At 47.3% G+C, this 22,947-nt stretch carries 21 protein-coding genes, 1 tRNA gene and 2 pseudogenes; 11 read left to right on the forward strand and 13 right to left on the reverse strand.

The features are described 5' to 3' along the window. Positions 1–2: 2 nt before the first annotated feature. Positions 3–236: a hypothetical protein gene (locus tag CWI82_RS06630; RefSeq protein ID WP_130202988.1), complete on the forward strand. Its 234-nt coding sequence runs from the start codon at positions 3–5 to the stop codon at positions 234–236. A gap of 8 nt (positions 237–244) precedes the next feature. Here CWI82_RS06630 and CWI82_RS06635 read toward each other — a convergent pair whose 3' ends face one another. Then, positions 245–523: a hypothetical protein gene (locus CWI82_RS06635; RefSeq protein ID WP_199286243.1), complete on the reverse strand. Its 279-nt coding sequence runs from the start codon at positions 521–523 to the stop codon at positions 245–247. A 189-nt stretch (positions 524–712) separates the two neighbouring features. On the opposite strand from CWI82_RS06635, the gene CWI82_RS06640 reads away from it, so the two are divergent. The 5 genes from CWI82_RS06640 to CWI82_RS06660 all read left to right on the forward strand — a co-directional run bounded on the left by CWI82_RS06640 (position 713) and on the right by CWI82_RS06660 (position 5,854). Next, the gene (locus CWI82_RS06640) at positions 713–1,750 is read left to right on the forward strand and encodes a cytochrome P450 (protein ID WP_165383890.1); all 1,038 of its coding nucleotides are present in this window, start codon (positions 713–715) and stop codon (positions 1,748–1,750) included. A gap of 58 nt (positions 1,751–1,808) precedes the next feature. Continuing rightward, positions 1,809–2,429, forward strand: coding sequence for a TetR/AcrR family transcriptional regulator (locus tag CWI82_RS06645; protein WP_165383891.1), 621 nt, complete (start codon positions 1,809–1,811; stop codon positions 2,427–2,429). A 15-nt stretch (positions 2,430–2,444) separates the two neighbouring features. Beyond that, positions 2,445–4,109: an isovaleryl-CoA dehydrogenase gene (locus CWI82_RS06650; protein WP_130202990.1), complete on the forward strand. Its 1,665-nt coding sequence runs from the start codon at positions 2,445–2,447 to the stop codon at positions 4,107–4,109. Between the two features lie 45 nt (positions 4,110–4,154). Continuing rightward, complete coding sequence (locus tag CWI82_RS06655; protein ID WP_130202991.1) at positions 4,155–5,642, forward strand: class I adenylate-forming enzyme family protein; 1,488 nt, start codon at positions 4,155–4,157, stop codon at positions 5,640–5,642. Between the two features lie 135 nt (positions 5,643–5,777). After that, positions 5,778–5,854 (forward strand) — tRNA-Val (locus CWI82_RS06660). A 235-nt stretch (positions 5,855–6,089) separates the two neighbouring features. Here CWI82_RS06660 and CWI82_RS06665 read toward each other — a convergent pair. Then, positions 6,090–6,707, reverse strand: a complete 618-nt coding sequence (locus tag CWI82_RS06665; RefSeq protein ID WP_130202992.1) for a hypothetical protein — start codon at positions 6,705–6,707, stop codon at positions 6,090–6,092. Between the two features lie 8 nt (positions 6,708–6,715). On the opposite strand from CWI82_RS06665, the gene CWI82_RS06670 reads away from it, so the two are divergent. Next, positions 6,716–6,973 (forward strand): hypothetical protein, encoded by a 258-nt coding sequence (locus CWI82_RS06670; protein ID WP_092854705.1) that lies wholly within the window; start codon positions 6,716–6,718, stop codon positions 6,971–6,973. Beyond that, positions 6,885–7,526 (forward strand): IS3 family transposase, encoded by a 642-nt coding sequence (locus tag CWI82_RS06675; protein ID WP_130202993.1) that lies wholly within the window; start codon positions 6,885–6,887, stop codon positions 7,524–7,526. Before CWI82_RS06670 ends, CWI82_RS06675 begins: the two co-directional genes overlap by 89 nt. 217 nt (positions 7,527–7,743) lie before the next feature. Here CWI82_RS06675 and CWI82_RS06680 read toward each other — a convergent pair whose 3' ends face one another. The 11 genes and pseudogenes from CWI82_RS06680 to cadR all read right to left on the reverse strand — a co-directional run bounded on the left by CWI82_RS06680 (position 7,744) and on the right by cadR (position 20,409). Continuing rightward, complete coding sequence (locus tag CWI82_RS06680; RefSeq protein WP_130202994.1) at positions 7,744–10,077, reverse strand: heavy metal translocating P-type ATPase; 2,334 nt, start codon at positions 10,075–10,077, stop codon at positions 7,744–7,746. 113 nt (positions 10,078–10,190) lie between these two features. Continuing rightward, positions 10,191–11,084: pseudogene (locus CWI82_RS06685) on the reverse strand (IS3 family transposase); the annotation flags it as partial. A gap of 12 nt (positions 11,085–11,096) precedes the next feature. Beyond that, positions 11,097–11,477 (reverse strand): annotated as a pseudogene (locus CWI82_RS06690) (IS30 family transposase); the annotation flags it as partial. 45 nt (positions 11,478–11,522) lie between these two features. Beyond that, complete coding sequence (locus CWI82_RS06695; RefSeq protein ID WP_055437797.1) at positions 11,523–11,981, reverse strand: hypothetical protein; 459 nt, start codon at positions 11,979–11,981, stop codon at positions 11,523–11,525. A 27-nt stretch (positions 11,982–12,008) separates the two neighbouring features. Next, entirely contained in the window at positions 12,009–12,380 is a 372-nt protein-coding gene (locus CWI82_RS06700) for a cation transporter (protein ID WP_055437796.1), read from the reverse strand. Between the two features lie 57 nt (positions 12,381–12,437). Then, positions 12,438–12,776: a P-II family nitrogen regulator gene (locus tag CWI82_RS06705; RefSeq protein ID WP_092854701.1), complete on the reverse strand. Its 339-nt coding sequence runs from the start codon at positions 12,774–12,776 to the stop codon at positions 12,438–12,440. Positions 12,777–12,905: 129 nt separating this feature from the next. Further along, positions 12,906–13,241, reverse strand: coding sequence for a hypothetical protein (locus tag CWI82_RS06710; RefSeq protein WP_092854699.1), 336 nt, complete (start codon positions 13,239–13,241; stop codon positions 12,906–12,908). Positions 13,242–13,340: 99 nt separating this feature from the next. After that, positions 13,341–16,466 (reverse strand): efflux RND transporter permease subunit, encoded by a 3,126-nt coding sequence (locus tag CWI82_RS06715; RefSeq protein WP_092854697.1) that lies wholly within the window; start codon positions 16,464–16,466, stop codon positions 13,341–13,343. After that, positions 16,459–17,985 carry an efflux RND transporter periplasmic adaptor subunit gene (locus CWI82_RS06720; RefSeq protein WP_092854695.1) on the reverse strand — a complete coding sequence of 509 codons (1,527 nt, stop codon included), beginning with the start codon at positions 17,983–17,985 and terminating at the stop codon, positions 16,459–16,461. Before CWI82_RS06720 ends, CWI82_RS06715 begins: the two co-directional genes overlap by 8 nt. Position 17,986: 1 nt before the next feature. Further along, the gene (locus CWI82_RS06725; RefSeq protein WP_233340204.1) at positions 17,987–19,276 is read right to left on the reverse strand and encodes a TolC family protein; all 1,290 of its coding nucleotides are present in this window, start codon (positions 19,274–19,276) and stop codon (positions 17,987–17,989) included. Between the two features lie 725 nt (positions 19,277–20,001). Beyond that, positions 20,002–20,409, reverse strand: a complete 408-nt coding sequence (cadR, locus tag CWI82_RS06735) for a Cd(II)/Pb(II)-responsive transcriptional regulator (protein ID WP_004364961.1) — start codon at positions 20,407–20,409, stop codon at positions 20,002–20,004. Between the two features lie 95 nt (positions 20,410–20,504). Between cadR and CWI82_RS06740 the strand changes: the two genes are divergently transcribed. The 3 genes from CWI82_RS06740 (at position 20,505) to CWI82_RS06750 (ending at position 22,937) form a co-directional block, all read left to right on the forward strand. Further along, entirely contained in the window at positions 20,505–21,401 is an 897-nt protein-coding gene (locus CWI82_RS06740; protein ID WP_004574643.1) for a cation transporter, read from the forward strand. A 3-nt stretch (positions 21,402–21,404) separates the two neighbouring features. Next, on the forward strand, positions 21,405–21,917 hold the full coding sequence (lspA, locus tag CWI82_RS06745) for a signal peptidase II (RefSeq protein ID WP_003821921.1): 513 nt from the start codon (positions 21,405–21,407) through the stop codon (positions 21,915–21,917). A 273-nt stretch (positions 21,918–22,190) separates the two neighbouring features. Then, a complete protein-coding gene (locus tag CWI82_RS06750; protein WP_055437791.1) occupies positions 22,191–22,937 on the forward strand; it encodes a MauE/DoxX family redox-associated membrane protein in 747 nt (248 codons plus the stop codon). Positions 22,938–22,947: the final 10 nt, after the last annotated feature.

Below are 22,947 nucleotides of genomic sequence, written 5' to 3' on the forward strand. Positions count from 1 at the left end.
TTATGGAGCAGCACCAATCAGGTCATAAATTACTCAAGGGCGCTAACTTTGCCATGGTGATTTTTTTAGGTTTATTTCTCATCGTTGCCTATTTAGCATGGGGGTTAGAAGCTGAATTCCCATTAATGGTGATTGCAGTATTACATTTCTTACAAATATTGCTGGCAGGTTTATTTAAACTTTCGTACGTGGTGCGATTAATAGCGCAGCACCATTTAGGACAACCGCTGCGCTAACCGTTGTTCTAGTAGCCTTCCATTGTGGCGAGACCAATGCCGCCCACTAATGCAACTAAGGTGAACATAATTAAAGCGACCACCATCCATATCAACATTGCGCGAGCCCAATTACGTTTGCTTAGCGGTGTTGAATGACTGAATGCCCAAACGATCAACAAAATTAGCCCAACAAGTGGTATTCCCGCTAAAAAAATAGAAAGAAACCAATTGCCAGTACTTGTGTGTTCGTTATTGATATACGGTGCCGTTGCAGTGTTAGCAGATGACATGTTGGATTGTTCCATGGATTTATCCTTGTTTTTTATTATGTTTTTTGTGCGATGTCGCAATTTTCATTGCGAACTTAAGCATAAGTGACCTAGTTAAATTTGCAAATAATTCAATATTGGACAATTGGTTTGACCAAACGCAAAGAATTTTTTCGTTAGGTTTATATACTGACACTCACATTCATTTCAGTTATGGAGGTGATCATGGCGGCTGTTTTATCCTGTCATCATGATGTTCTCGCTGCGCTCTATGCGCCTGAACAATTTAGTAATCAAGTTTCCTCACATTTAAACGTGCCGAATGGCATGGACGGTGACGAACATCAAGCCTACCGAGCGCTCATTGAGCCATTCTTCAGCGACGTTGTACTCACACAATTCCAACCTAAATTACAGGTCGTCATTGACGAACTGCTCGATAATCTTGATGCACAGAGAGATGTGGAAGTGATGACCACACTTGCTCGTCCATTTGCATTACGTGCGCAGTGCGCTTTTATGGGCTGGCCCGTCGCGCTAGAGCAACGGTTAATTGACTGGATGGCTGCACAGAACTCAGCAACGTTGGCGCAAGACCGCCCTGCTCTGCGCTCCTTGGCTGACGAGTTTAGCGCCATCGTCATTGAGCAATTTGAACGCGCTCGGCGTTGTGAGTGTGACCTCGACTCGGTTACCGCTCAGTTAACACAATTGAGTTTGCGTGGTGAGCCTGTACCTGATGAATACTTAGTTAGTATCGTGCGCAATTGGACCGTTGGCGAGCTTGGCACTATTGCAGCAGCCGTTGGCTCCATTGTTGGTTTTCTGGCGCAGAATCCTGTCGTGCAAAAACAATTGCGCGCGGCACCGATGCATATTGATCACGCCATTGATGAAATACTTCGTATTGATGCGCCGTTATTGACCAATCGCCGCCGGACTACTTGTCCCATGCAGCTGGGCAATGAGTCTTATGATGTTGAGACAATAGTAACCATCGATTGGTGTGCCGCCAACACCGATTCTGCAGTCTTTGTTGAACCCCAGCAATTTAAATGGAATCGCGACCCGCATTTGAATTTACTTTACGGCGCCGGAGTCCATGTTTGCCCCGGTAAACCACTAGCCCAACTTGAACTTGGATTACTCACACGCTGTTTGCTGAATAAGTTCAGTACAATTCAACTCGGTGATAACGCTTTCGAACGTGCATTACCACCCAGAGGTGGATATCAATCTATTTGGGTGAAATTTAATCATTGATCTAAAAACTGAATCATGATTCACTTCTTGGTATGTATTTCTAAATACCGAGAAGTCTATGGCCTATCGAGAAACATCGCGAGTGCGCGAACGTAAGCTAGCCACTCGCACAAACATTTTAACCAATGCACTGATTTTGCTTAACGAAGTCGGTTTTGCTGGTTTGCAAATGGCTACCCTTGCCCAGCGCTCGACCGTCGCAACCGGTACGCTGTATCGCTATTTCCCATCTAAAGACGACTTGTGTACAGCCGTTTTTGAACACGCAACTGAAATAGAAGTCGCACAAGTGCAGCAACACCTAGAAGCAACTGAACTCAGTGCTCCTGAACGTATTGCCGCCGCTTTAACGGCGTTTGCTAAACGTGCTTTACGCGCCCCAATTACCGCATGGGCGTTGATTGCAGAGCCCGTAGAACCAGCCGTTGTTGCGGCTCGCTTACGCTACCGCGAACGGTATGCTGGTTTGTTCGCACAAGCCATTGAGAAAGGCATTCGTGAAAATACGTTGCCGTCACAAGACAGTGCGTTAAGTAGTCGCGCATTGGTTGGAGCGATTGCCGAAGCATTAATTGGACCGCTTGCCCACAAAACCGAATTTGACCCAAACCAAGCGATTACCGATAGCGTGCGCTTTTGCCTGCAAGCGATTACTGCGAATAAATACCCGCATATATAACCAGGGACAATCATTATGAACACCACCGACCGTTTTCTTTCTCAAACTCATACAGTTAAAAATCAACCACCAGCGCTTGAGGACTACAATCTTTTTGCTGAAGATCAAGCCTTACAGGAAGCCGTCAAGCGTGAAGGCGCTGCTTGGTCTGAACAAGACTTGCTGCGTTTCGGTGCGGAGTGCGGATTGCCCGAGCGCATTACCTTAGGTTTTGCCGCAAATGCCAACAAACCTCAGTTAATGACACACGACCGTTTTGGCCATCGAATCGATCAAATTGACTTCCATCCGAGTTACCACCAACTGATGGATATCGCAATTACCGAAGGTCTGCACGCCAGCCCATGGGCCAATCCAAAGCCCGGAGCGCACGTAGCCCGCGCCGCAAAATACTATTTGCACACACAAGTTGAAGCCGCACATGGATGTCCGATAACAATGACCTTTGCTGCCATACCTGCCCTGCACCACCAACCCGACCTACTGGCAAAATTCGGGCCCAAAATTATGGCGCCAGAATATGACGGACGTAATGTTCCAGACACCATGAAACACGGCATGACAATTGGTATGGCAATGACTGAAAAGCAAGGCGGATCAGACGTCAGAACCAACACCACCAAAGCCTATGCAATTGGCGCAGAAGGCCCGGGGAAAGCCTATGAATTAGTTGGCCATAAATGGTTTGTATCTGCGCCCATGTGCGATGCGTTTTTGGTACTTGCGCAAACTGAGAAAGGCCTATCTTGTTTTCTATTGCCGCGCTGGCGACCAGACGGTACTAAGAATGCGCTGCATATTCAGCAACTGAAGAACAAAATGGGGAACGTTGCGAACGCCTCGAGTGAATGCGAATTACGCGGTGCCCTCGCTTGGATGGTTGGTGAGGAAGGCCGCGGCGTGCGTACCATCATCGAGATGGTCGCCATGACCCGTTACGATTGCATGATTGGTTCATCATCAGGCATGCGCCAAGCAATCGTTCAAGCAATCCATCATGCCCAACACCGCAGCGCTTTTGGCGCCACGCTCGTTGATCAGCCATTGATGCAGAATGTGTTGGCTGACCTAGCATTAGAAAGCGAGGCTGCCATGACGCTAACCATGCGTATGGCTCGGGCGATGGATCAACAAGATAATGAACACGAACGCTTGTTAGCACGTATAGCGACACCTATTGGTAAGTATTGGATCTGCAAGCGCACGCCCAACCATGCCTATGAAGCAATGGAAGTGATTGGTGGTATGGGCGTTATGGAAAACACCATCATGCCGCGGCTATTTCGCGAATCACCAGTTAATGCGATTTGGGAAGGTAGCGGTAACGTTCAATGTCTTGATATCTTGCGCGCGATTCAGAAAGAACCGGAAGTACTCGAAGCCTATTTCAATGAGCTTCAACGCGCTGTTGGCACTGACAAACGCTTCGATTTCTTTGTCTCTAAATTAAAAGCGGACTTTAGCTCCACGCCAAAAGAACAATGGCAATATCAAGCACGGTATTTTGCTGATCATATGGCAATTGCACTGCAAGCAGCGTTATTACTCCAACATGCGCCTGCGTATATCGCCGATGCCTTTTGCGCTTCTCGCCTAACCGCACATACGAGCGCCAATTACGGTTGCCTACCAACTGGTCTCGATCCACGTGCGATTATCAAGCGAGCGCTTTCGGCATAAAGCGCCGCGACTGTTTTAGTTTAAAGAACAACAAGGAACAAAAAAATGATTATCCCAGCTTACGTTGCTCGCAATGCGCGTAAATATCCAAGCCAAGAGGCTGTCATTGACGGCAACTTGCGCGTCTCTTGGCAACAGCTCGACCAACACGTCAATCTATTTGCCGGTATTCTCTCTCAGCAGCATGGTGTCAAAGCTGGCGACCGAGTCTGCCTTGTGCTCCCAAACAATTACGCATTTATCGTCGCGCACTTCGCGATTCAGCGCCTCGGCGCTATCGTCGCTCCAATTAACGTCAAACTCACCGCCAGCGAACTGGTTTATATTTTTGAAGACGCCGAATCCAGTTTGGTTATTACCTGTGACATGACGAGCAGCCAAGCGCTAAAAGCCTGCGCGGAACTCAAACTTGCGCATTTAGTGGTAAACGATATGCCGGCTTTTACAGACGCTAATCATCATGCGTTAGAATTCGAGAGGTTGCCCGAACAGGCTATCTATGAACCAGCGACCCTATTGTATACGTCCGGCACCACCGGCCGTCCGAAAGGCGTGCTATTTGATCATAAAGCCCTACTGTTCGTTGGCATGATGTTTGCCACTGAAATGCACTACGGGCCGCGAAGTCGTTTATTATCGCTGATGCCATTTACGCACTCAGCACCTTTGAATTTATCACTCGTTGGCGGCACTTTAGTCGGTAGCACACACGTTATTGCGCCAACCTTTACACCTGACTTACTCCTTAACCTTGTGCAAAAAGAACAAACCACGCATTTCTTTGGCGCCCCTGTTGCTTACTTACTCACCGCGCAGCATCCTGATATCGCGCATGCAGATTTCAGTAGCATGACCCATTGGATATACGGCGGCGGCCCATTGGCCGGCGACCACGCTCGCCGCGTGCAACAAGCTTTCAGGAGCGACCAGTTTTATTGCGTATACGGCCTGACCGAAGCCGGGCCAACCGGTAGCTTATTATTACCCGAAGAGCACGCTACAAAAGCGGGATCAGTCGGTCAACGCGCGGCCGCATTTACGGAAATACGAGTGGTGAATATCGATGGCGACATTGCAGAAATCAATGAACCTGGCGAAATTCACATTGGCGGTGAAGGCGTGATGCGCGAATACTGGCGTAATCCAAAGGCAACCGCTGAAATTTTTACTGAAGATGGTTGGATTCGCACCGGTGATATTGGCATACGCGACGCCGATGGCTTTTATTGGGTGAAAGACCGCATTAAAGATTTGATTATTAGTGGTGGTGTAAACGTCTACCCGCGCGAAGTTGAAGATGCTTTAGCGAGCCACCCAGCCGTGCTTGAAGCTGCGGTTATTGGTGTGCCTCATGAGGAATGGGGTGAGACTGTTAAAGCCTGCGTCGTGCTGCGAGAGCCGTTAGAAGAGAGCGAATTGCGTCATCATGTGGCCGAGCGCTTAGCTGATTACAAACGCCCCCGCGTTTATGCGTTCATGGACGAGCTTCCGCATAATGCTAATGGTAAAGTTCTTAAACACCAATTACGGTAGTTCTCGTGATACTGAGTGGAACTTGGTTGAAAGTTATGCAATTGAACCACAGCGGTGCAAAAACCACTTGCACCGCCGTTAGGGAATGACTAATATAGCGCCCGTTCATGTTCATGAGCGTCAGCAATACAATGTGCGTCCGTAGCTCAGTTGGTTAGAGCACTACCTTGACATGGTAGGGGTCGGTAGTTCGAGTCTACTCGGACGCACCATCTTTCTAAAGTTCCAAACCCTTTGAATTTATTGACTTGCAGCCGTATTAGTTGGCTTGATGCTTTGTGCGTTTTTGTGACCATTTTGGAGCTTGTGACCAAATGGTGACCAAACGGTGACCATGGTCGATTTTTAATATAAAAGCATTAAGTGTAGAACCTGAGTTCTGAAACACATCGTTTAGATGGTAACAAGTGAATAATTATTCAAAGCTACCTAGTTTGAATGATTTACTTATTCTTTTGAATCAGATCTTGAGCTCTCTGAGTCATCACGGGCTTGATTGTCTTCGGAGTCATTGTTCTGTCGAGCCTTTGCATTACGCAACATCCCGTTGCCGGCCTTATTTATTTCTGCCGCAAATTTTTGTGCTTGACCGACCAAGCCACTTTGAGATTCGCGAAATGCCCTCATTGAAGGGTTACTCTCTAAACTAGCCATCTGTGCCGCTGTCTTTAAAATATCACTGTTCCAATATTTTTGAGCCTCTAGCATGCTTTGAAAACTAGGGTTAGCCTCGAGGGCTGCTAACTGGTTAGCGACAGAACCAGCTATTCCCGTACCATATAATTGGAAGTAATCTCGCAGTCTATCGGAAAGAATAAGTTGCTGCTCTTCTAAATTAATTTCATCTATTTCTTCACGTGAAAGCTCGATATCTAGATCAATACCGTTAACCTCAGCAAAATCTCGAATACCACCTAATGTTTCATCAAATACGAAAATCTGCGGCGAATTTGGTAACGCTTTGATTTCTTGCATTAGAAAAGCATTTAGAAACAAGGATTTTTCATGTTTTGTAGCAAAATCACTATCACTGGTTATCAGCCATAGTTTGGTTTTGCCACGCAATAGCACCTGTGGCAGAACGGAAAACCTGGGCACGCGAGTTGCAGGTGCAGTATAACGCGAGCGTTGTAAAGTGCTGTGATGTAGTTGGCATTAGCCGTACCGCTTACTATTACGAGCCAAAATTGACCGATGATGACGAAATCATTGATGCCTTGAATGCTTTAATCGACAAGCACCATCGGTGGGGGGTTCCCGAAGTGCTTTCAACGCCTTCGAAAGCTAGGCCATCGATGGAACCACAAGCGTGTTTATCGCGTTTATACTGAGCTAAAACTGAACCTGCGACGCAAAGGCAAAAAGCGATTACCCAACCGCAACCCAGAGCCATTGGCTGCACCGAATGCATTGGGTAAGTCCTGGTCAATGGACTTTATGAGCGACAGCTTGCACAACAAAGTCAGGTTCCGCACATTTAACGTGATTGACGACTTTAATCGTGAAGTTTTAGGTATTGATATTGCAACCAGCATGCCGTCGTTGCGCGTCATACGCTATCTTGACCAACTTGCTGAGTGGCATGGTTACCCTGAGAAAATTCGGGTTGATAATGGCAGCGAATTCACCTCGGAAGTGTTTGTAAATTGGGCAAAAGCACATGACATTATGATTGATTACATTAAACCTGGTTGCCCATATCAAAACGCCTACATTGAACGATTTAACCGAACTTATCGTGATGATGTACTCGATTGCTACATCTTCAACAACCTGAACGAAGTGAAGCAAATAACCGAAGATTGGATTGAGCTATACAACAACGAACGACCGCACGATTCACTCAATGACATGACGCCATTTGAGTACCGAAATGCGGCATAAATACTCTACGAGATGACTGTGTTAGAAATGGGGTATTTACATTTCTTCCACTATCCTCACACTCATTGTCATCCCGGTATTCTATACGCTGGTGAAACAGCATCGATTAAGGCCTCGTTAATCAACGGATGGTGGATGAGGGGGCACAAGCTGCTGAAACATCTGTTCTTCAGCAGCTTGTGTTATCAGAGCATCATTCCGTGGGTTATCGCCCCATTCAATCGCGTGAGCCACGAAGCCGGAGAGCGTTGAAAACCACCGATGCCGAGCTGAGACTCATTGCGAGTGCGGCGAACATGGGTGAGAGCAGAATACCCGTGAGGGGATACAACACACCGGCTGCGATCGGGACGCCAAGCGCATTGTAGATAAACGCGAAACCCAGATTTTGCTTCATATTAGCGACGGTACTATCGGAAAGGTGCCGTGCGGTGGAGATTCCACGCAAGTCGCCTTTGACCAGGGTTACCTGAGCGCTGTTCATGGCAACGTCTGTACCCGTCCCCATGGCGATACCTACGTTAGCCTTTGCGAGAGCCGGGGCATCGTTAATCCCGTCCCCAGCCATAGCTACAATACAACCTTCAGCTTGAAGCTGTGTGACGAGGTCAAGCTTGTCAGCAGGTTTGACTTCGCCGTGCACTTCGTCGATTCCCAATTCCTTGGCAACAGCGTTAGCCGTTGCAATACCATCGCCGGTTGCCATGATGATACGAATCCCCGCTTGCTGGAGATCTCGCACTGCTTCCAGCGTGCTCTGTTTGATCGGGTCGGAGACAGCCAACAGGCCTGCAAGTTGGCCATCCGAGGCGAGATACATGACACTCGCACCTTTTTCGCGCAATGAGTCGGCGATGTTTGTCAGGTGGGTAACATCAATCCCGTCTTGCTGCATCAGAGCTGTATTGCCCAGGACCAGCGACTTACTATCGACTTGGCCACGAACGCCGATGCCGCTACCTGATTCAAAATCGTCGACTGCACTGAGTGTGAGGCCGCGCTCGCGCGCCGCGTTCACAATAGCGTCGGCAAGTGGATGTTCACTGCCTTGATCGAGGCTCGCTGCAAGACGTAGTACTTCATCGGCAGTTATGTCACCTGCCGGAATTGCTTGTTCAAAAGCCGGACGTCCTTCAGTCAATGTGCCGGTTTTATCAACAATCAGAGTATCGACTTTGCGGAAGTTCTCAATCGCGGCGGCATCGCGAAACAGCACGCCTTGCGTAGCGGCTTTGCCGGTTGCCACCATGATGGACATGGGTGTGGCCAGCCCCAACGCACACGGGCAAGCGATAATCAGCACCGCAACAGCATTTATCAAACCGTACACCCAGCTCGGTTGCGGACCGAAGAATCCCCAAACGAACAGAGTTGTTATGGCGATGACCACTACAGCCATAACGAAGTAACCGGCAACCAAGTCAGCCATGCGCTGCATGGGAGCGCGCGAACGCTGCGCCTGCGCTACGAGCTGCACAATCTGAGAGAGCACTGTGGCAGAACCCACTTTCTCTGCCCGAATCACAAGAGCGCCTGAAGTATTCATCGTCGCGCCAATCACCTTGTCTCCGGGCCGCTTGCTTACGGGGAGTGGCTCTCCGGTCAACATCGACTCATCCAATGAGCTATTACCTTCCTCTACCGTGCCGTCAACCGGGACTTTTTCACCAGGGCGAACGCGCAAGCGATCACCTTCATGTACGTGATTCAAAGGCACATCTTCCTCAGTGCCATCCTTGTTGATCCGCCGTGCTGTCTTAGGCGCCAGACCGAGCAAGGACTTGATGGCAGCTGATGTTTTCGAGCGTGCCCTCAACTCAAGCATCTGACCCAACAATGTCAGCGAAATAATGACAACTGCTGCTTCAAAATAGACTGAAACGCGGCCCATCGACATGAAAGTTTCAGGGAATATGCCCGGTGCTATCGTCGCGATAGCGCTATAGATAAACGCCGCTCCAGTACCAAGGCCTATCAGCGTCCACATGTTCGGGCTGCGGTTCACTACTGATTGCCAGCCCCGTACAAAAAATGGCTGCCCTGCCCACAACACTACCGGTATTGAAAGAACGAGTTCGATCCATGTTTGCACGCTCATGCTGAACCAGCCAAGCTGCGGGCCGAACATAGCAAGTATTGTCACGATGACAGTAAACGGCAGCGTCCACCAGAACCTGCGTGAAAAATCTTTCAACTCTGGATTGTTATCATCATCCAGACTGGGCATCAATGGCTCAAGAGCCATGCCACACTTTGGACAGGTTCCCGGGTGATCTTGCAGGATCTCCGGATGCATAGGGCAAGTGTACGTCGTGCCGGGCTCATGCGGCGTTGTATGTTCCTCCGACTTGGTGGGATCGAGGTACTTTTCCGGGTCATCACGGAATCTACCCAAACACTTGGTGCTGCAAAAATAGAAAGACTTACCCTCATGCTCCATGTGATGGGATGAATTCTCTGTAACTCGCATGCCGCACACGGGATCTGAGAGCGGCGCATCTGTGTGCGACGGATCCACGTGGTGTGGATGTTCTGATTGATTTTGCCTCATAACAACTAATCCTCTCGAGGTATGTGCCAAATTCCGTATATGCGTGCGTATAGCCTCATGACGGCATACATTTACTTCTTTTCAGCACCACTTTAACCCATTGGATGTACTGGTCAACTAAATCCGGACACATTTTTAAACAATAATTCATGGTTAACTGGCGACCTGCCGCCGTTGGCCGAATGTAGTCGCTCCAGGTGGTAGTAACGGATGTAAGCGGCCACATCCCTTTTCATATGTTCACGTGTCGGTTGTGACACTTTAAAGAGCCAATCATGTTTCAGGCTGCCAAAAAATCGTTCAACAACTGCGTTGTCCCAGCAGGCGCCAACGTCGCCCATACTCGCTCGCATACCAAAACGCTGAAGCTGCTTCCGGTACCGCTTGCTGGTGTACTGCGACCCGCGGTCGCTATGGAACACCAGCCCCTTGCTCGGCCTGCGCAGGTTGTAAGCCGTAATCAGAGCCCGCAGCACCAAACTGGTGGTCATCGTTTTATCAATTGCCCAGCCCACGATGCGCCGCGAATACAGGTCCATCACAACCACCAGATACATCCAGCCTTCGCCGGTGCGGCAGTAGGTCACATCGCCCGCCCAGATCTGATTCGGGCCCACTGGGTTGAAATTCTGATTCAGCAAATTGCCCGCTACGCTGTCGCTGTGTTTGCGCTTGGTGGTTACTTTGTAAGCCACGCGCTGCGTCACCTTCAAGCCCATTTGATCCATAAGCCGGCGAACCCGGTATCGGCCAATTTCAAAGCCTTCCGCGCGAAGTGCCTTCATCATTTTCCGGCTGCCCAAGCTGGATCTGCTCGCTTTGAACAGTTCCTTGATCCGGCGGCGAAGCTGCAGCTCTTGAGCGCCAATCAGCTTGCCCGGGCGCTTGCACCAGTCATAGTAAGCCGACTTGCTGACCTTCATAACCCGACACAGAGCCCTGATTGGGTAGTTGCCAGATTCGACCTTGATGAATTCAAACTTTACTTTATTTCTTTCGCGAAGAAGGCTGATGTAGATTCAAGTCATCAACGCAACACCCTTATCAATCATGTGTGACGGTGTCATAAAGCTCAATGTTTTTCTCGGTCTCTCGTTTAATTGGGTCGCTACGTTGTTAAGAACTTCCTGTGAATGAACAGATAAATCAGTTTTTCTTGGGAAGTATTGCCGAACCAAACTATTAGTATTTTCGTTTGTGCCTCGTTGCCATGGTGATTGGGGGTCGCAAAAGTAAACGGGTATACCAATTTCTTTTGTTAGATCAGCATGCTTAGCCAGTTCCATACCGCGATCCCAGGTGAGCGATTTCCGGTATTCTGCCGGCATCTGCTTAAATATTTTTAACAGCGCCCGGTAAACCGACTCCGCGTCTTTGCCAGCTAATTTCAATAGGATAGTTACAAGCTATTTCCCGTAAAGTACCAACGATAAAACCGTCACTCACTACATATCCGAAAATCGATTCGCAGTGTGCACCATTCGTTTAATTTCATTTTCTTCAACGTTTTTTACTGTTTCTAACAGCTCTTTTGCGCTGTCTATACCAACACGGGAATATAGGTGTTCATACAACTCAATGACTTGCTCATGATGGTTTACAATGTTCTCCATAATGTGATCAGTATCTAACTCTTTAAAAGGCGAATCACAGTGTCCATGCTCAACGATGGGATGTTTCCCAATATAGTCATAACACCAAGTGTCTAATGCATTTCGGTTTGCTGTACTCAAAAAACCTTCGACCATTAGCTCTAAGCTAGCCTCATGACCCGACACGTAGTTTAGAATCATCCGAGCTCGTTCATCTTGGTTTTGTTTAGAGCAGTGAGTAACACACTCCTTCAGGTTTTTGTGGAAATCAACGGTCCAACTCAGCACATCTTTGATTGTTTCTATTTGCATTTTTTATTCCTTACCTATAATTAATCGTTACTTTCGTTTGCTTTTGTTAACTGGCGGACTTCTGTGACAACTCCACGGTGTATGTTCCGAATTATCTTTAATATTTTGGTCAATAAACTTGTAGTACTCTTCTTTCAGATGAGTCCACCACCCACTATTTATTTCAACACCAAACTTCCTGAGCTTTTCCTCTATAACATTGAGATCCACTTTAGAGGCATCATAAGCTACCAATAACAAGTTACGCTCAGAGTCATAGGCAACGCTATCGAGACCAACCAAGCGATCGATTTCGTTAATCGCTTCGCGAACTTTTTTCACACTCTCAGTGTTTAGCTTTAATGTGCGATTGACTAAGTTAATTTCCCGCACTCCGGCTCTATGATCGTTATTTGACATCAATACTGTCCTGTTAATTAAAACTACCAATACGTTTCAGGCAACATTTGCTCGGTGTTAACTTTGTAACGAAAGCTCTTTATTAGTGGCTGCTCGTTTATCGTGAACCCAGAACAATTCATCGATTGGCGAGATAGAAAATAATCCCTCGTTAGATACCCCAGTATGGGCCGCTTCAACTACCAAGAGGGCAACATCACGCGCATCATCACTGTTCACATAAACTTCAAGCTGTACGTGATCAACTAAGTGATCATCGTTATAGCTATCGAAGTAGTAACCCCGTCCTCGCACAGGAAACAGCGTAAAGCCGCTAACGCCACGGCCGATGAGAGCCTCTTCCACTGAGTCTTGTCGAAGTTGATCAAAAATAGCGGTAATTTTAGATAGGTTCATATACCCCCCTAAAAGCCCTAAAACATATAGCTTATGGACTGTGTTTAGTCTAGTTACTTAAATTTCGAGAAAATCTAGAGTTGTAATTTAGTAGTGCTATTTCGGAGGGTAGTAAATATCGAAGAGTATTTACTTCACATCACCTTTATAAGACAAGGGATGTGGCGAGTTGCTAGGAGAGTTTATCGAGGTGTCGAATTGAATAAATACTAGAGGTGAGTTCGCAGAGTTACACTCTTCATCCATAGAGCATTTATCAGCTACGCAGCAATAACAGTCGTCAATGATAGATTGCTCACTTTCATCGCAATGAAAGTTATCTTTGCTTTCGTTGCTAACATCCATATGGCTAACACTTTTTTCGTGCTGTACATTGGAAGCATTGTTATAAGGAGGAGCGGCTGGGAAGGATAGCTGTATCACTATTCCTAACATAAGCACAACTAAAAATTTTGCTTGAAACATATGTGCGCTCCTATTGCCATACTATGAATTAGCATACTACCCCCTGCACATCATTGATCGAGATCAAAGATGCGCAGGTGATATTTACAGAGTAAGGTATCATCTAACCTTAACGTTTTTCTTTCGCCACAAGTAGTAAACAGCGGGTAACACGAGCAAGGTTAGAATAACAGCGCTGATCATTCCTCCAACCATCGGGGCGGCTATTCGGCTAACCACTTCAGCACCAGTTCCTGTACTGAACATGATAGGCAATAGACCAGCAATTGTAGAAACCGCCGTCATCATGACAGGACGAACACGAAGCCCAGCCCCTTCCATTACAGCGCGAGAAACACCGTCTTTAGTCAAAGCTTTACCTTGCTCTAGTTGGCGTTGTTCGTATTCGTTATAGGACTGATTAAGATAAGTCAGCATTAATATCCCTATTTCTACGGTAACCCCCGCTAGTGCTATAAAGCCAACCGCTACAGCAACTGAGAAATTATAATCTAAAAGATACATTAGCCAGATTGCCCCCACCAATGCGAGAGGCAAAGTTCCCAATATAATGGCTATTTCTGTAGCGTTTCGAAAGTTCATATATAAAAGAACGATAATAATCGCGAGCGTTAACGGAATCACGTAAGTCAGTTTTTCCTTTGCCCTTTCCATATATTCGTACTGCCCGGACCAGGTAACTGAATACCCTGCTGGCAACTCGAGTTCTTGTTCTACAACCTTCATTGCTTTTTCAACATAAGTGCCGACATCAACTCCCTCAATGTCGACAAAAGTCCAGCCATTAAGTCTTGCGTTTTCGCTTTTAATTGCCGGCGGTCCAAGTTCAACGTAGACATCAGCCACATCCGCCAAACTAATACGCTGCCCGTTTGGCGTAACTAAAGGTAGCTTCTTTAATTCTTCCGGCGAATCACGGTAATCTTGAGGGTAGCGCAAGTTTATTGGGTAACGTTCAAGCCCTTCAATGGTCTCTGAAACATTCATTCCGCCAATAGCCGTGGCAACAACCTGCTGAACATCCTCAATGTTCAAGCCATAACGTGCAGCCTGCTCTCTTTTTATGTCGACTTTGACATAGCGTCCACCAGCCACTCGCTCTGAATAAACAGAAGCCGTACCATCGACATCATCAAGTATCGTTTCAAGCTGCTGCCCGATCTTCTGAATTTCATTAAGATCAGCTCCGGCAACTTTTATACCTACCGGCGTTTTTATACCTGTCGATAACATATCAATGCGAGTTTTAATGGGGTAAACCCACGCATTGGTCAGCCCCGGAAACTTTACAAGCGCATCCAGTTCTTTTTTCAACTTCTCAGTGGTCATACCGTCTCTCCACTGATCTTTCGGTTTCAGTTGAATAAAGGTTTCAATCATCGTTAGGGGTGCCGGATCAGTGGCGGTATCCGCTCGACCAATTTTGCCAAAAACCGTCTTCACTTCCGGTACCGTTTTTATGAGCTTGTCGGTTTGCTGCAACAGCTCCCTTGCTTTACCAATTGATAATCCGGGATAGGTAGTGGGCATATACATCAAATCGCCCTCATCCAAATCTGGAATAAATTCACTACCAATTTTGTCAATCGGCCAGACACCAACGGCCAGGATAACAAGCGCTCCGACAACTGCTGTCTTGGGGTATTTCAAAATGCCTTTTAAAAGCGGTTTATACCCGGCGATCAATAACCGATTAAGCGGGTTTTTCCCCTCAGGTGTTACCTTTCCTCTGATAAAATATCCCATCAACACGGGGATAACGGTAATCGCTAAGGCTGCACTGGCTGCCATTGCGTAAGTTTTCGTGAAAGCAAGCGGAGAAAACATCCGCCCTTCCTGGGCTTCTAAGGTAAATACCGGCATAAAGCTGACGGTAATAATGAGCAAGCTAAAGAAAAGAGCAGGGCCCACCTCTGAAGCAGAGGCGGCAACCACCCGCCAGCGGTTCTCTGCTGTCAGTGGCGTTTTTTCCATATGCTTATGCATATTCTCAATCATGACGATGGCACCATCGAGCATAGCGCCAATAGCGATTGCGATCCCTCCAAGTGACATAATATTCGCGTTAATTCCTTGCCAATACATGACAATAAACGCGGTTAAAATACCCAAAGGCAAGCTGATAACGGCAACCAGCGAGGAGCGGACATGGAAGAGAAATATCACACAGATAAACGCGACAATAGCGAGTTCTTCTATTAAACTTTTCCAGAGACTTTCCACGGCATCCGAGATAAGCCCCGAACGATCATAGACAGTGACTATATCGACACCTTCTGGTAGCCCAGACTTTAATTCTTCCAACTTTTGTTTAACGCCATCAATCGTTTTTTGGGCATTTTCTCCGAAACGCATTACCACAATACCACCCACGGCTTCTCCCTCACCGTTGAGTTCGGCGATACCGCGTCTCATTTGGGGGCCCACACCCACATCAGCAACGTCTTTAAGCAATAATGGCGTGCCATTTTCATCAACGCCAAGCGGGATACTCTCTAAGTCTGACACACCATCAATATAGCCTGAGGCCCGGACCATATACTCAGCTTCCGCCATTTCAACCACCGACGCCCCCACTTCCTGATTACCTCGCTGGATAGCATTTTGTATGTGAGCAAGAGGAATATTGAATGCGCGCAGCTTCTCCGGATCCACTTTCACCTGGTACTGCTTTACCATCCCGCCGAGGGCGGCAACTTCCGAAACCCCCTCGACCGTTTGCAGTTCATACTTTAAAAACCAATCCTGCATACTGCGTAACTCACTCAAATTGTGGTTACCCGTACGATCAACCAAGGCATACAAATACACCCAACCAACCCCTGTTGCATCAGGGCCTAATTGCGGTCTTGCATTAGAAGGCAGTGTCGGAGCAACCTGAGACAAATATTCCAGTACTCGCGAACGCGCCCAGTAAGCGTCTGTATCTTCGTCAAAAATGACATACACATAGGAGTCGCCGAAAAACGAATATCCACGGACGGTTTTAGCGCCGGGGACAGACAGCATAGCGGTTGTTAATGGATAGGTTACTTGATCTTCTACCACCTGCGGCGCTTGACCCGGATAGCTGGTTTTAATGATCACCTGGACATCCGACAAGTCCGGCAGTGCGTCTACGGGCGTATTCTTAACCGCAAAAGCACCAACACCCACGAGGATTAATGTCGCCAGAAGAACGAAAAAACGGTTACTCACTGACCATCGAATGACTGACTTAATCATGGTTATGCTCCTGCTCTGTCACTTGTTTTTGCTCAGGAATATGAATCGATGTGAGCTGGTACTGTTGCTTCCCGACTTGCGTTATTTCCGCATGCAAGGATAACCCCGTGCTAAGCTGAGAAAGTTCAACATCCGAAGCAACATCGAAGTCCATCGTCATTGCAGGCCAGTCCCATTCAGAAATCTCACCGTGCTCCAGCGTAACCATCGAGTGCTGAGGCATAACATTTTTAACGGTTGCTTCAACCCAGACAGCTTGAGCTGCTGCGTCACTTGACATGCTGCCATGGCTCTCGTTATCAGCATCAGTGTCATGTTGCATGCGCTTAAAGTCAGAGGATTTACTGGACTCAGAATCAATCAAAAACTGAGCTGAAGTAACGATGTCATCACCTGCCATAAGACCCGATAAAATTTCAACTCGCGAGCTCCCTAACCGCCCAACGTCAACATTAACTGTTTTAAATTTCCCATCACCCAGTGCCAGTACAACTCGGTTCGAACCACCCATTCGGATAAGCGCTTCTTTAGGGATGATTAAGTTTTTGTCGCCTAAACCAGCCTTAATGTTAAGATTCGCAAACATGCCCGGTTTTAAAAAACCATCTGGGTTGTCGAAGTGAATTCGAACTTGTCCCGTCCGAGTTTTAGGGTTAAGTGACGGATAGACATAATCAACCTTTCCTTGCCACTCTTTACCTGGAGCATACTCAAGGTTCATTTGAACGTCATTGCCTACCTCAACCTGGTTCAATTGCCGCTCAAAGACTTCTGCAATAACCCAAATTTTATCCAGTTGAGCAATGGTCATTAAATTCATACTCGGCGTTACAAACGCACCTTCACGCACAGTCAGTCTATCCAATACCCCGGACTGCTTTGCTTTTACCGTGATTGTTTTCTGAATTTTACGAGTTTCTTTTAACTTTTTAATCTCAGATTCAGAGACTTGCAGAGCTCTTAAGCGTTCTTCAGCGGCATCAATTAGCACCTGATTACCTCTTTGCGAGGCCAATACAAGCTCCTCTTGCGCATTAACCATTTCAGGAGAGTAAATACTGTATAAAGGCTCGCCGGCTTTAACCGAGTTACCAACCGCTTTTACGAAAAGCTTCTCAATCCAGCCTTCAACACGAGGACTTACTGTTAATACTCGGTCCTCATCAAACTGAACATAGCCAACTGTTTCGATATCTAGGTTGAGTCTCGAGGACGTGACGGTTGCAGTTGTAACCCCAAGGTTATTAATAACGTCGGGATCAATTCTCACCGTACCAGGTGAACTCTCTTCTGCATCATCGCCATAGTAAGGAATAAGGTCCATCCCCATTGGAGACTTTCCTGGTTTGTCTCGACGATAATTGGGATCCATCGGAGCCACCCAATATAACGGCTCTTTTTCTGCATTGCCCGATGAACGATCAGACACTTCAGTCGATTGCATTACATAGCCAATAGCGCCAGCGCCAACTGCAAAGCCTACAGCTAAACTTATAAGAGATTTGGTGACTGTTTTCATTTTACACTCCTGAAAGTAATAAGTAGTTTGCTTCGGCAATCAATTTTTGGCGGTTGATGGCGATTGCTAATGCATCAATTTTTGCGTCGATTTCCGCAATCTGTGACCGTACCGCCTCGGCAAAGTCGCCATCATCATTGTTGTAGGCAGTCAATGCGGCTTCAGACTGGGCGGACATTTGTGGAAGTAGCTCTTCGTGATATAGGGCAGCACGTTCATTCAAACGGTTCAGTTGTAAAAACGTACTGCGTAAATTGGCTATTAACTGCCTGGCAACCAATAACTTCTCAGTTTTTTTTGCTTCCGTTTTAAACTTTGCTGAGCGTACCTGCTTATCCTGTTTGTTATCAGTAAATAAAGGGACATCGAACGTAACCCCGACTGACAGCAAGTCGGCACGGTCATTGCCGCTTGGATCGTCGTTTCTATGGCCATATTTCAGATTGGCTGACCATTGCGGTTTATAACCTTGCTGAGCGAGCTCGACAGACGTCTCCGACGCCAAAATGTCTTGATCGGTCGCTTGCAAAACCGGGTGTTCTTTTATCAATTCGTACAAGGCTTGATTCGGTATTGTCGAAGGTGATAGCAATGTCTTCTTCAGCGTAAGACTCGGAAGGTCATCCGGTAACGTTGATTTCGCTATAACACCTATCCATTCCGACAATTCGCTTTGAAGTTGCTCCTCTTTTTGTCGCAGTGACGTCAACCTATCATCCAGGCGTGTAAGCTCAAGTTGGGCTCTAATAACATCTTGCTGCCGTGCTTTTCCCTCGGTACTGGTATAACTCGCCTTAGCCGTCGACACTAACTGTTCAAAAAGCGCTCTATCCGATTCAATCAAGCGAATACTTTGCTGAGAGAAAAAAACATCTAACCACAACTTCGTGACCGTTGTTTTGACCTTTGCAATACGATCCGCTCTCAAAAACGGTTGTTTTTGAGCTAATTGGTTTTTCTGCTTACGAGACAACGATAATGTGTCTCCTCTGGGAAATGCTTGTGAAACACCGACGACTAACTGGGTCATTCCTTCCTGTCTTGAACTAAAACTGTCAACCGGGAAACTGGCAGCCGTGAGCGATATTTGAGGGTCAGGCAAACTGGAAGAGGCTATTGCTTCACTCGCGAATGCTTCTTGGGTTTGCTTACTTGCCGTTAACCAAGGATCTTCTTGTACAGCGATACTCACTGCTTCTTGCAAATTCAAAAGCGGCTCTTGTGCATTAACGACATTTGGCACCACTACAGTCAGAACACTTAAATAAGCCATTCTTCTTAAAAGTTTCATATTGTTACTCTCAAAAACTGTGAATTTTTAAATTAAACACAGACCAAGTTATGAGTCGGACCGTAACGAGGACGACGAACGACGTCGTAACGACAATGACCGAACCAAAGCTTATAGCTGTGCTTTTACCTGGACGATAAACGCGCCAGGAGCGAGAAATTTAGTACTTTTTAAGAGTAGATTGGGGGGCGAAAAAGCGAGAGAGAATGCTTTTCTTTAATATTCGTATCTAAGAATGAGGAAGCGTTAAAAAGCAGCTTCTCAACAGGAGGAACGGTGGATTGCTCAGAATAAACGACAGTAATTGACGGACTGTAACAATGTCGCATCATTGAATCAGAGCAACAATTATCGGTAAGAGAGTGCGACACTTCGCAATCAGCAAGATCACAAACCTGCTCAGTAGAATCGTGCATACATGCCTCTTCCGTACTGATAGTTTGTGAAAATGACATTGTTGTTACTGCCAATAGCAGTAGGGCAATGATTAAACGATACATGCGAAGCTTCACTATAAAAACATGCTTGCATTGTATCTCTTTTGGCTGATAAAGATCAATCAATTAAAGGAAGTACCCATAACGAGGTAGTCAACCCAGATGGTGATACGACTTCTACATCACCACCCAGATTTATTGGGGTAAGCGGATTAAATGGTTGATCTTACCTTTGCATGAGAGTGAGACAGACCGGCATCTCATCGGATTATCTGGTTGATGCTTCACCTACTGCTGGTGCATGTTTCCTTCGCTAATTCCAGCAAGAACCCCACACGCCTCAACTTCCCGGTCATCGTTGCAACTCGCTCTCAGTGAAACGAGTTGTTTCTCAAGCGCTTGCAGAGCGGTTATCTGCGACCGCACATGAGAGATATGATCATCGAGCAAGGCGTTGACGGCGGTACAAGGCTGATGAGGGTCGTCCTGATAGCTCTGTAGTTCGTGAATCTCAGCCAGTGACAGGCCCAGGATTCTGCAGCGACGGATGAAGGCCAGCCCCTCACCATGCTTCTCGGTATAGACACGGTAACCGTTGTCCTGCCGATCAGGCGGCGGCAACAAGCCCTGCTGTTCATAGAAGCGGATCGTCTGTGTTTCGACCCCTACCAACTGCGCCAACTGACCAATGCGCATCAGCCTCCTCCCCAACGGATTCTTTACTCTATTGACCTTATAGTAGCTTTATAGTTTAAAATGGTACCACAACATTGTTCAAGTGGAGTCGTATCATGAGCAAATCCTGTGGTGGCGCCTGTGGCGGAGATGCAACGTCCGCAGCGGATACCGATATACAGGCCTCCTCCGAGGCGCCAGGGAGATGGGTCAGTGTTTATGCCGTGCCGAAGATGGACTGTCCATCAGAAGAACGAATGATTCGCCTAGCCCTGAACGGCTTTGAGGAGATTCGGGCGCTGTCCTTCGACTTGTCGAACCGCCGGCTGAAGGTCGTGCATGACGGCGAGGTCGAGCCCGTCACCTCGAAACTGAAGACCTTGGGGCTAGGCGCCTCGCTTCAGGAAACCGTCGCTGCAAATCCGGAGACCATCAAGGCCGCCGAGTTTTCGGCAGCTTCTGCTAAGCAAGAATCCGGGACCCTGCGCTGGTTGCTCGGCATCAATGCACTTCTGTTCGTGGTGGAAATGACTGCCGGTCTGATCGCCCAGTCCACCGGCCTGATTGGAGAATCCCTGGACAATTTTGCCGATGCGGCGGTGTACGGGCTTGCCCTTTATGCGGTTGGACATAGCGTGAAAATGCAGGTACGTGCCGCGCATCTTGCTGGTGTACTGCAACTGATCTTGGCTGTGGGCGTGCTCGTAGAGGTGGTGAGACGCTTTGTATTCGGTAGTGAGCCTGAATCGCTGGTGATGATGGCTATCGCATTCGTCGCATTGATTGCCAATACCAGTTGTCTGCTGCTCATATCCAAACATCGGGAAGGCGGGGCGCACATGAAGGCAAGCTGGATATTCTCGGCCAACGACGTGGTGATCAACCTGGGGGTCATCACCGCCGGCGCCTTGGTCGCGTGGACCGGTTCCAATTATCCGGATCTGATTATCGGCACCATCGCGGGGGGCATTGTACTTAACGGTGCCAGACGCATTTTGGCGTTGAAGGGTTAAATAATGCTCATTATTGGCAAAAAGCTCTCGCCGTATGCCCTATTGTCCATATCGGGCCTGCTGGCAGCGTCTGATCAGGCTGTAAAGTGGCTGGTGCAGCAATCAATGGCCTATGGCGAGTATGTTTCGGTGACCCCGTTCTTTAACTGGGTGCACCTATGGAACACCGGTGCCGCATTCAGTCTTTTTGCGAATGGTGGAGGCTGGCAGCGCTACTTTTTTATCGGAATCGCGGTAGTGGTCTCGATTTTTCTGATCAAGCTGATCCTTGAAAATCGTCATAAAGGAGAAGCCATCGCTTACAGTCTTATCCTCGGTGGCGCCATGGGCAACCTGATTGACCGGGTCTTTCGCGGCTATGTTGTGGATTCCTTTGATTTCTATTGGCGAGACTGGCATTGGCCGGCCTTCAACCTGGCTGATATTGCAATTGTCCTCGGTGCCTTACTTTTCGTTTCCAGCAGCTTGTTGGGTAAAAAAGCAAACACCAATGCCGAGTCGGATGGATCTGACTGACACCTACGCCTATACAACACCATGACCGAACTTCCCGACAACATCCTTCACCTGCCGCAATTTCAACTTTTACCCCCCTTAAATATCCTAACTCTTTTAAAATCAGCTCTTATAAACGGTTAAAAAGCCATCAAAAAAAGTTGTCCAGTTTTTCAAAATTTAAAATATATTTTCAATTTTTATGAATTTTTAATCTCACAATTAGAGATGCTAATCCTCCAGCGACTATAATGCGTATATAGATGTACCATTTTTAAGTAAGGAGACGTCACTATGAGTCAATCAACTCAAAAAGCCACGCTTTACAGAATGTCGACACCTGACCACCAATGCCCTTTTGGTTTAAAAACCAGGCACTTACTTAAAGCCAACGGTTACGATGTGGACGACAACCTGTTGGAAAGCCGAGAAGAAACCGACAAATTCAAGAAAAAGCACGACGTCGATACCACTCCACAAGTGTTTATTGGTGATAAACGTATCGGTGGGTACGAGGAGGTTCGAGCCTTTCTTGGAAAGCCTCTTCCTGACCCTGACGCAACCAGTTACCGGCCCGTTATTGCATTATTTATTATGACGGCACTCCTCTCTGTAGCCACGTCGTGGTTGTCTTTTGGTCGCGTATTTACCGTACAAACCATCGAGTGGTTCATCAGTTTCTCTATGGTGGTTCTGGCCTTGCTCAAACTCCAGGACGTAGAGAAATTCTCTACCATGTTTCTCAATTACGATCTTCTCGCCAAGAAATGGGTGCCTTATGGCCGTATTTACCCCTACGCCGAAGGCTTGGCGGGTCTGTTAATGGCAGCGGAATTTGCTCATGTCATTTCCATCCCTATTGCGTTATTCATAGGCATCGTGGGTTCTGTCTCCGTGTTTAAAGCCGTTTATGTCGACAAACGCGAGCTAAAATGTGCCTGTGTCGGTGGCTCCAGTAATGTGCCGTTAGGCTTCATTTCGCTCACTGAAAACCTCATGATGGTCGCTATGGCTATCTGGATGTTTTTTACAATGAACTAGGAAAGGAGCG

This window comes from Pseudidiomarina tainanensis, from assembly GCF_004214835.1.
Taxonomy (GTDB): Bacteria; Pseudomonadota; Gammaproteobacteria; order Enterobacterales; family Alteromonadaceae; genus Pseudidiomarina; species Pseudidiomarina tainanensis.

Bases quoted from the DNA above. Each gene is read 5' to 3' on its own strand.
- CWI82_RS06705 (WP_092854701.1), bottom strand. From the start codon at position 12,776: ATGAACCTATCTAAAATTACCGCTATTTTTGATCAACTTCGACAAGAC.
- CWI82_RS06715 (WP_092854697.1), bottom strand. From the start codon at position 16,466: ATGATTAAGTCAGTCATTCGATGGTCAGTGAGTAACCGTTTTTTCGTT.
- CWI82_RS06710 (WP_092854699.1), bottom strand. From the start codon at position 13,241: ATGTTTCAAGCAAAATTTTTAGTTGTGCTTATGTTAGGAATAGTGATA.
- CWI82_RS06720 (WP_092854695.1), bottom strand. From the start codon at position 17,985: ATGAAAACAGTCACCAAATCTCTTATAAGTTTAGCTGTAGGCTTTGCA.
- lspA (WP_003821921.1), top strand. From the start codon at position 21,405: ATGCTCATTATTGGCAAAAAGCTCTCGCCGTATGCCCTATTGTCCATA.
- CWI82_RS06725 (WP_233340204.1), bottom strand. From the start codon at position 19,276: ATGAAACTTTTAAGAAGAATGGCTTATTTAAGTGTTCTGACTGTAGTG.
- CWI82_RS06635 (WP_199286243.1), bottom strand. From the start codon at position 523: ATGGAACAATCCAACATGTCATCTGCTAACACTGCAACGGCACCGTAT.
- CWI82_RS06740 (WP_004574643.1), top strand. From the start codon at position 20,505: ATGAGCAAATCCTGTGGTGGCGCCTGTGGCGGAGATGCAACGTCCGCA.
- CWI82_RS06645 (WP_165383891.1), top strand. From the start codon at position 1,809: ATGGCCTATCGAGAAACATCGCGAGTGCGCGAACGTAAGCTAGCCACT.
- CWI82_RS06655 (WP_130202991.1), top strand. From the start codon at position 4,155: ATGATTATCCCAGCTTACGTTGCTCGCAATGCGCGTAAATATCCAAGC.
- CWI82_RS06630 (WP_130202988.1), top strand. From the start codon at position 3: ATGGAGCAGCACCAATCAGGTCATAAATTACTCAAGGGCGCTAACTTT.
- CWI82_RS06640 (WP_165383890.1), top strand. From the start codon at position 713: ATGGCGGCTGTTTTATCCTGTCATCATGATGTTCTCGCTGCGCTCTAT.
- CWI82_RS06650 (WP_130202990.1), top strand. From the start codon at position 2,445: ATGAACACCACCGACCGTTTTCTTTCTCAAACTCATACAGTTAAAAAT.
- CWI82_RS06700 (WP_055437796.1), bottom strand. From the start codon at position 12,380: ATGTCAAATAACGATCATAGAGCCGGAGTGCGGGAAATTAACTTAGTC.
- CWI82_RS06680 (WP_130202994.1), bottom strand. From the start codon at position 10,077: ATGAGGCAAAATCAATCAGAACATCCACACCACGTGGATCCGTCGCAC.
- CWI82_RS06750 (WP_055437791.1), top strand. From the start codon at position 22,191: ATGAGTCAATCAACTCAAAAAGCCACGCTTTACAGAATGTCGACACCT.
- cadR (WP_004364961.1), bottom strand. From the start codon at position 20,409: ATGCGCATTGGTCAGTTGGCGCAGTTGGTAGGGGTCGAAACACAGACG.
- CWI82_RS06695 (WP_055437797.1), bottom strand. From the start codon at position 11,981: ATGCAAATAGAAACAATCAAAGATGTGCTGAGTTGGACCGTTGATTTC.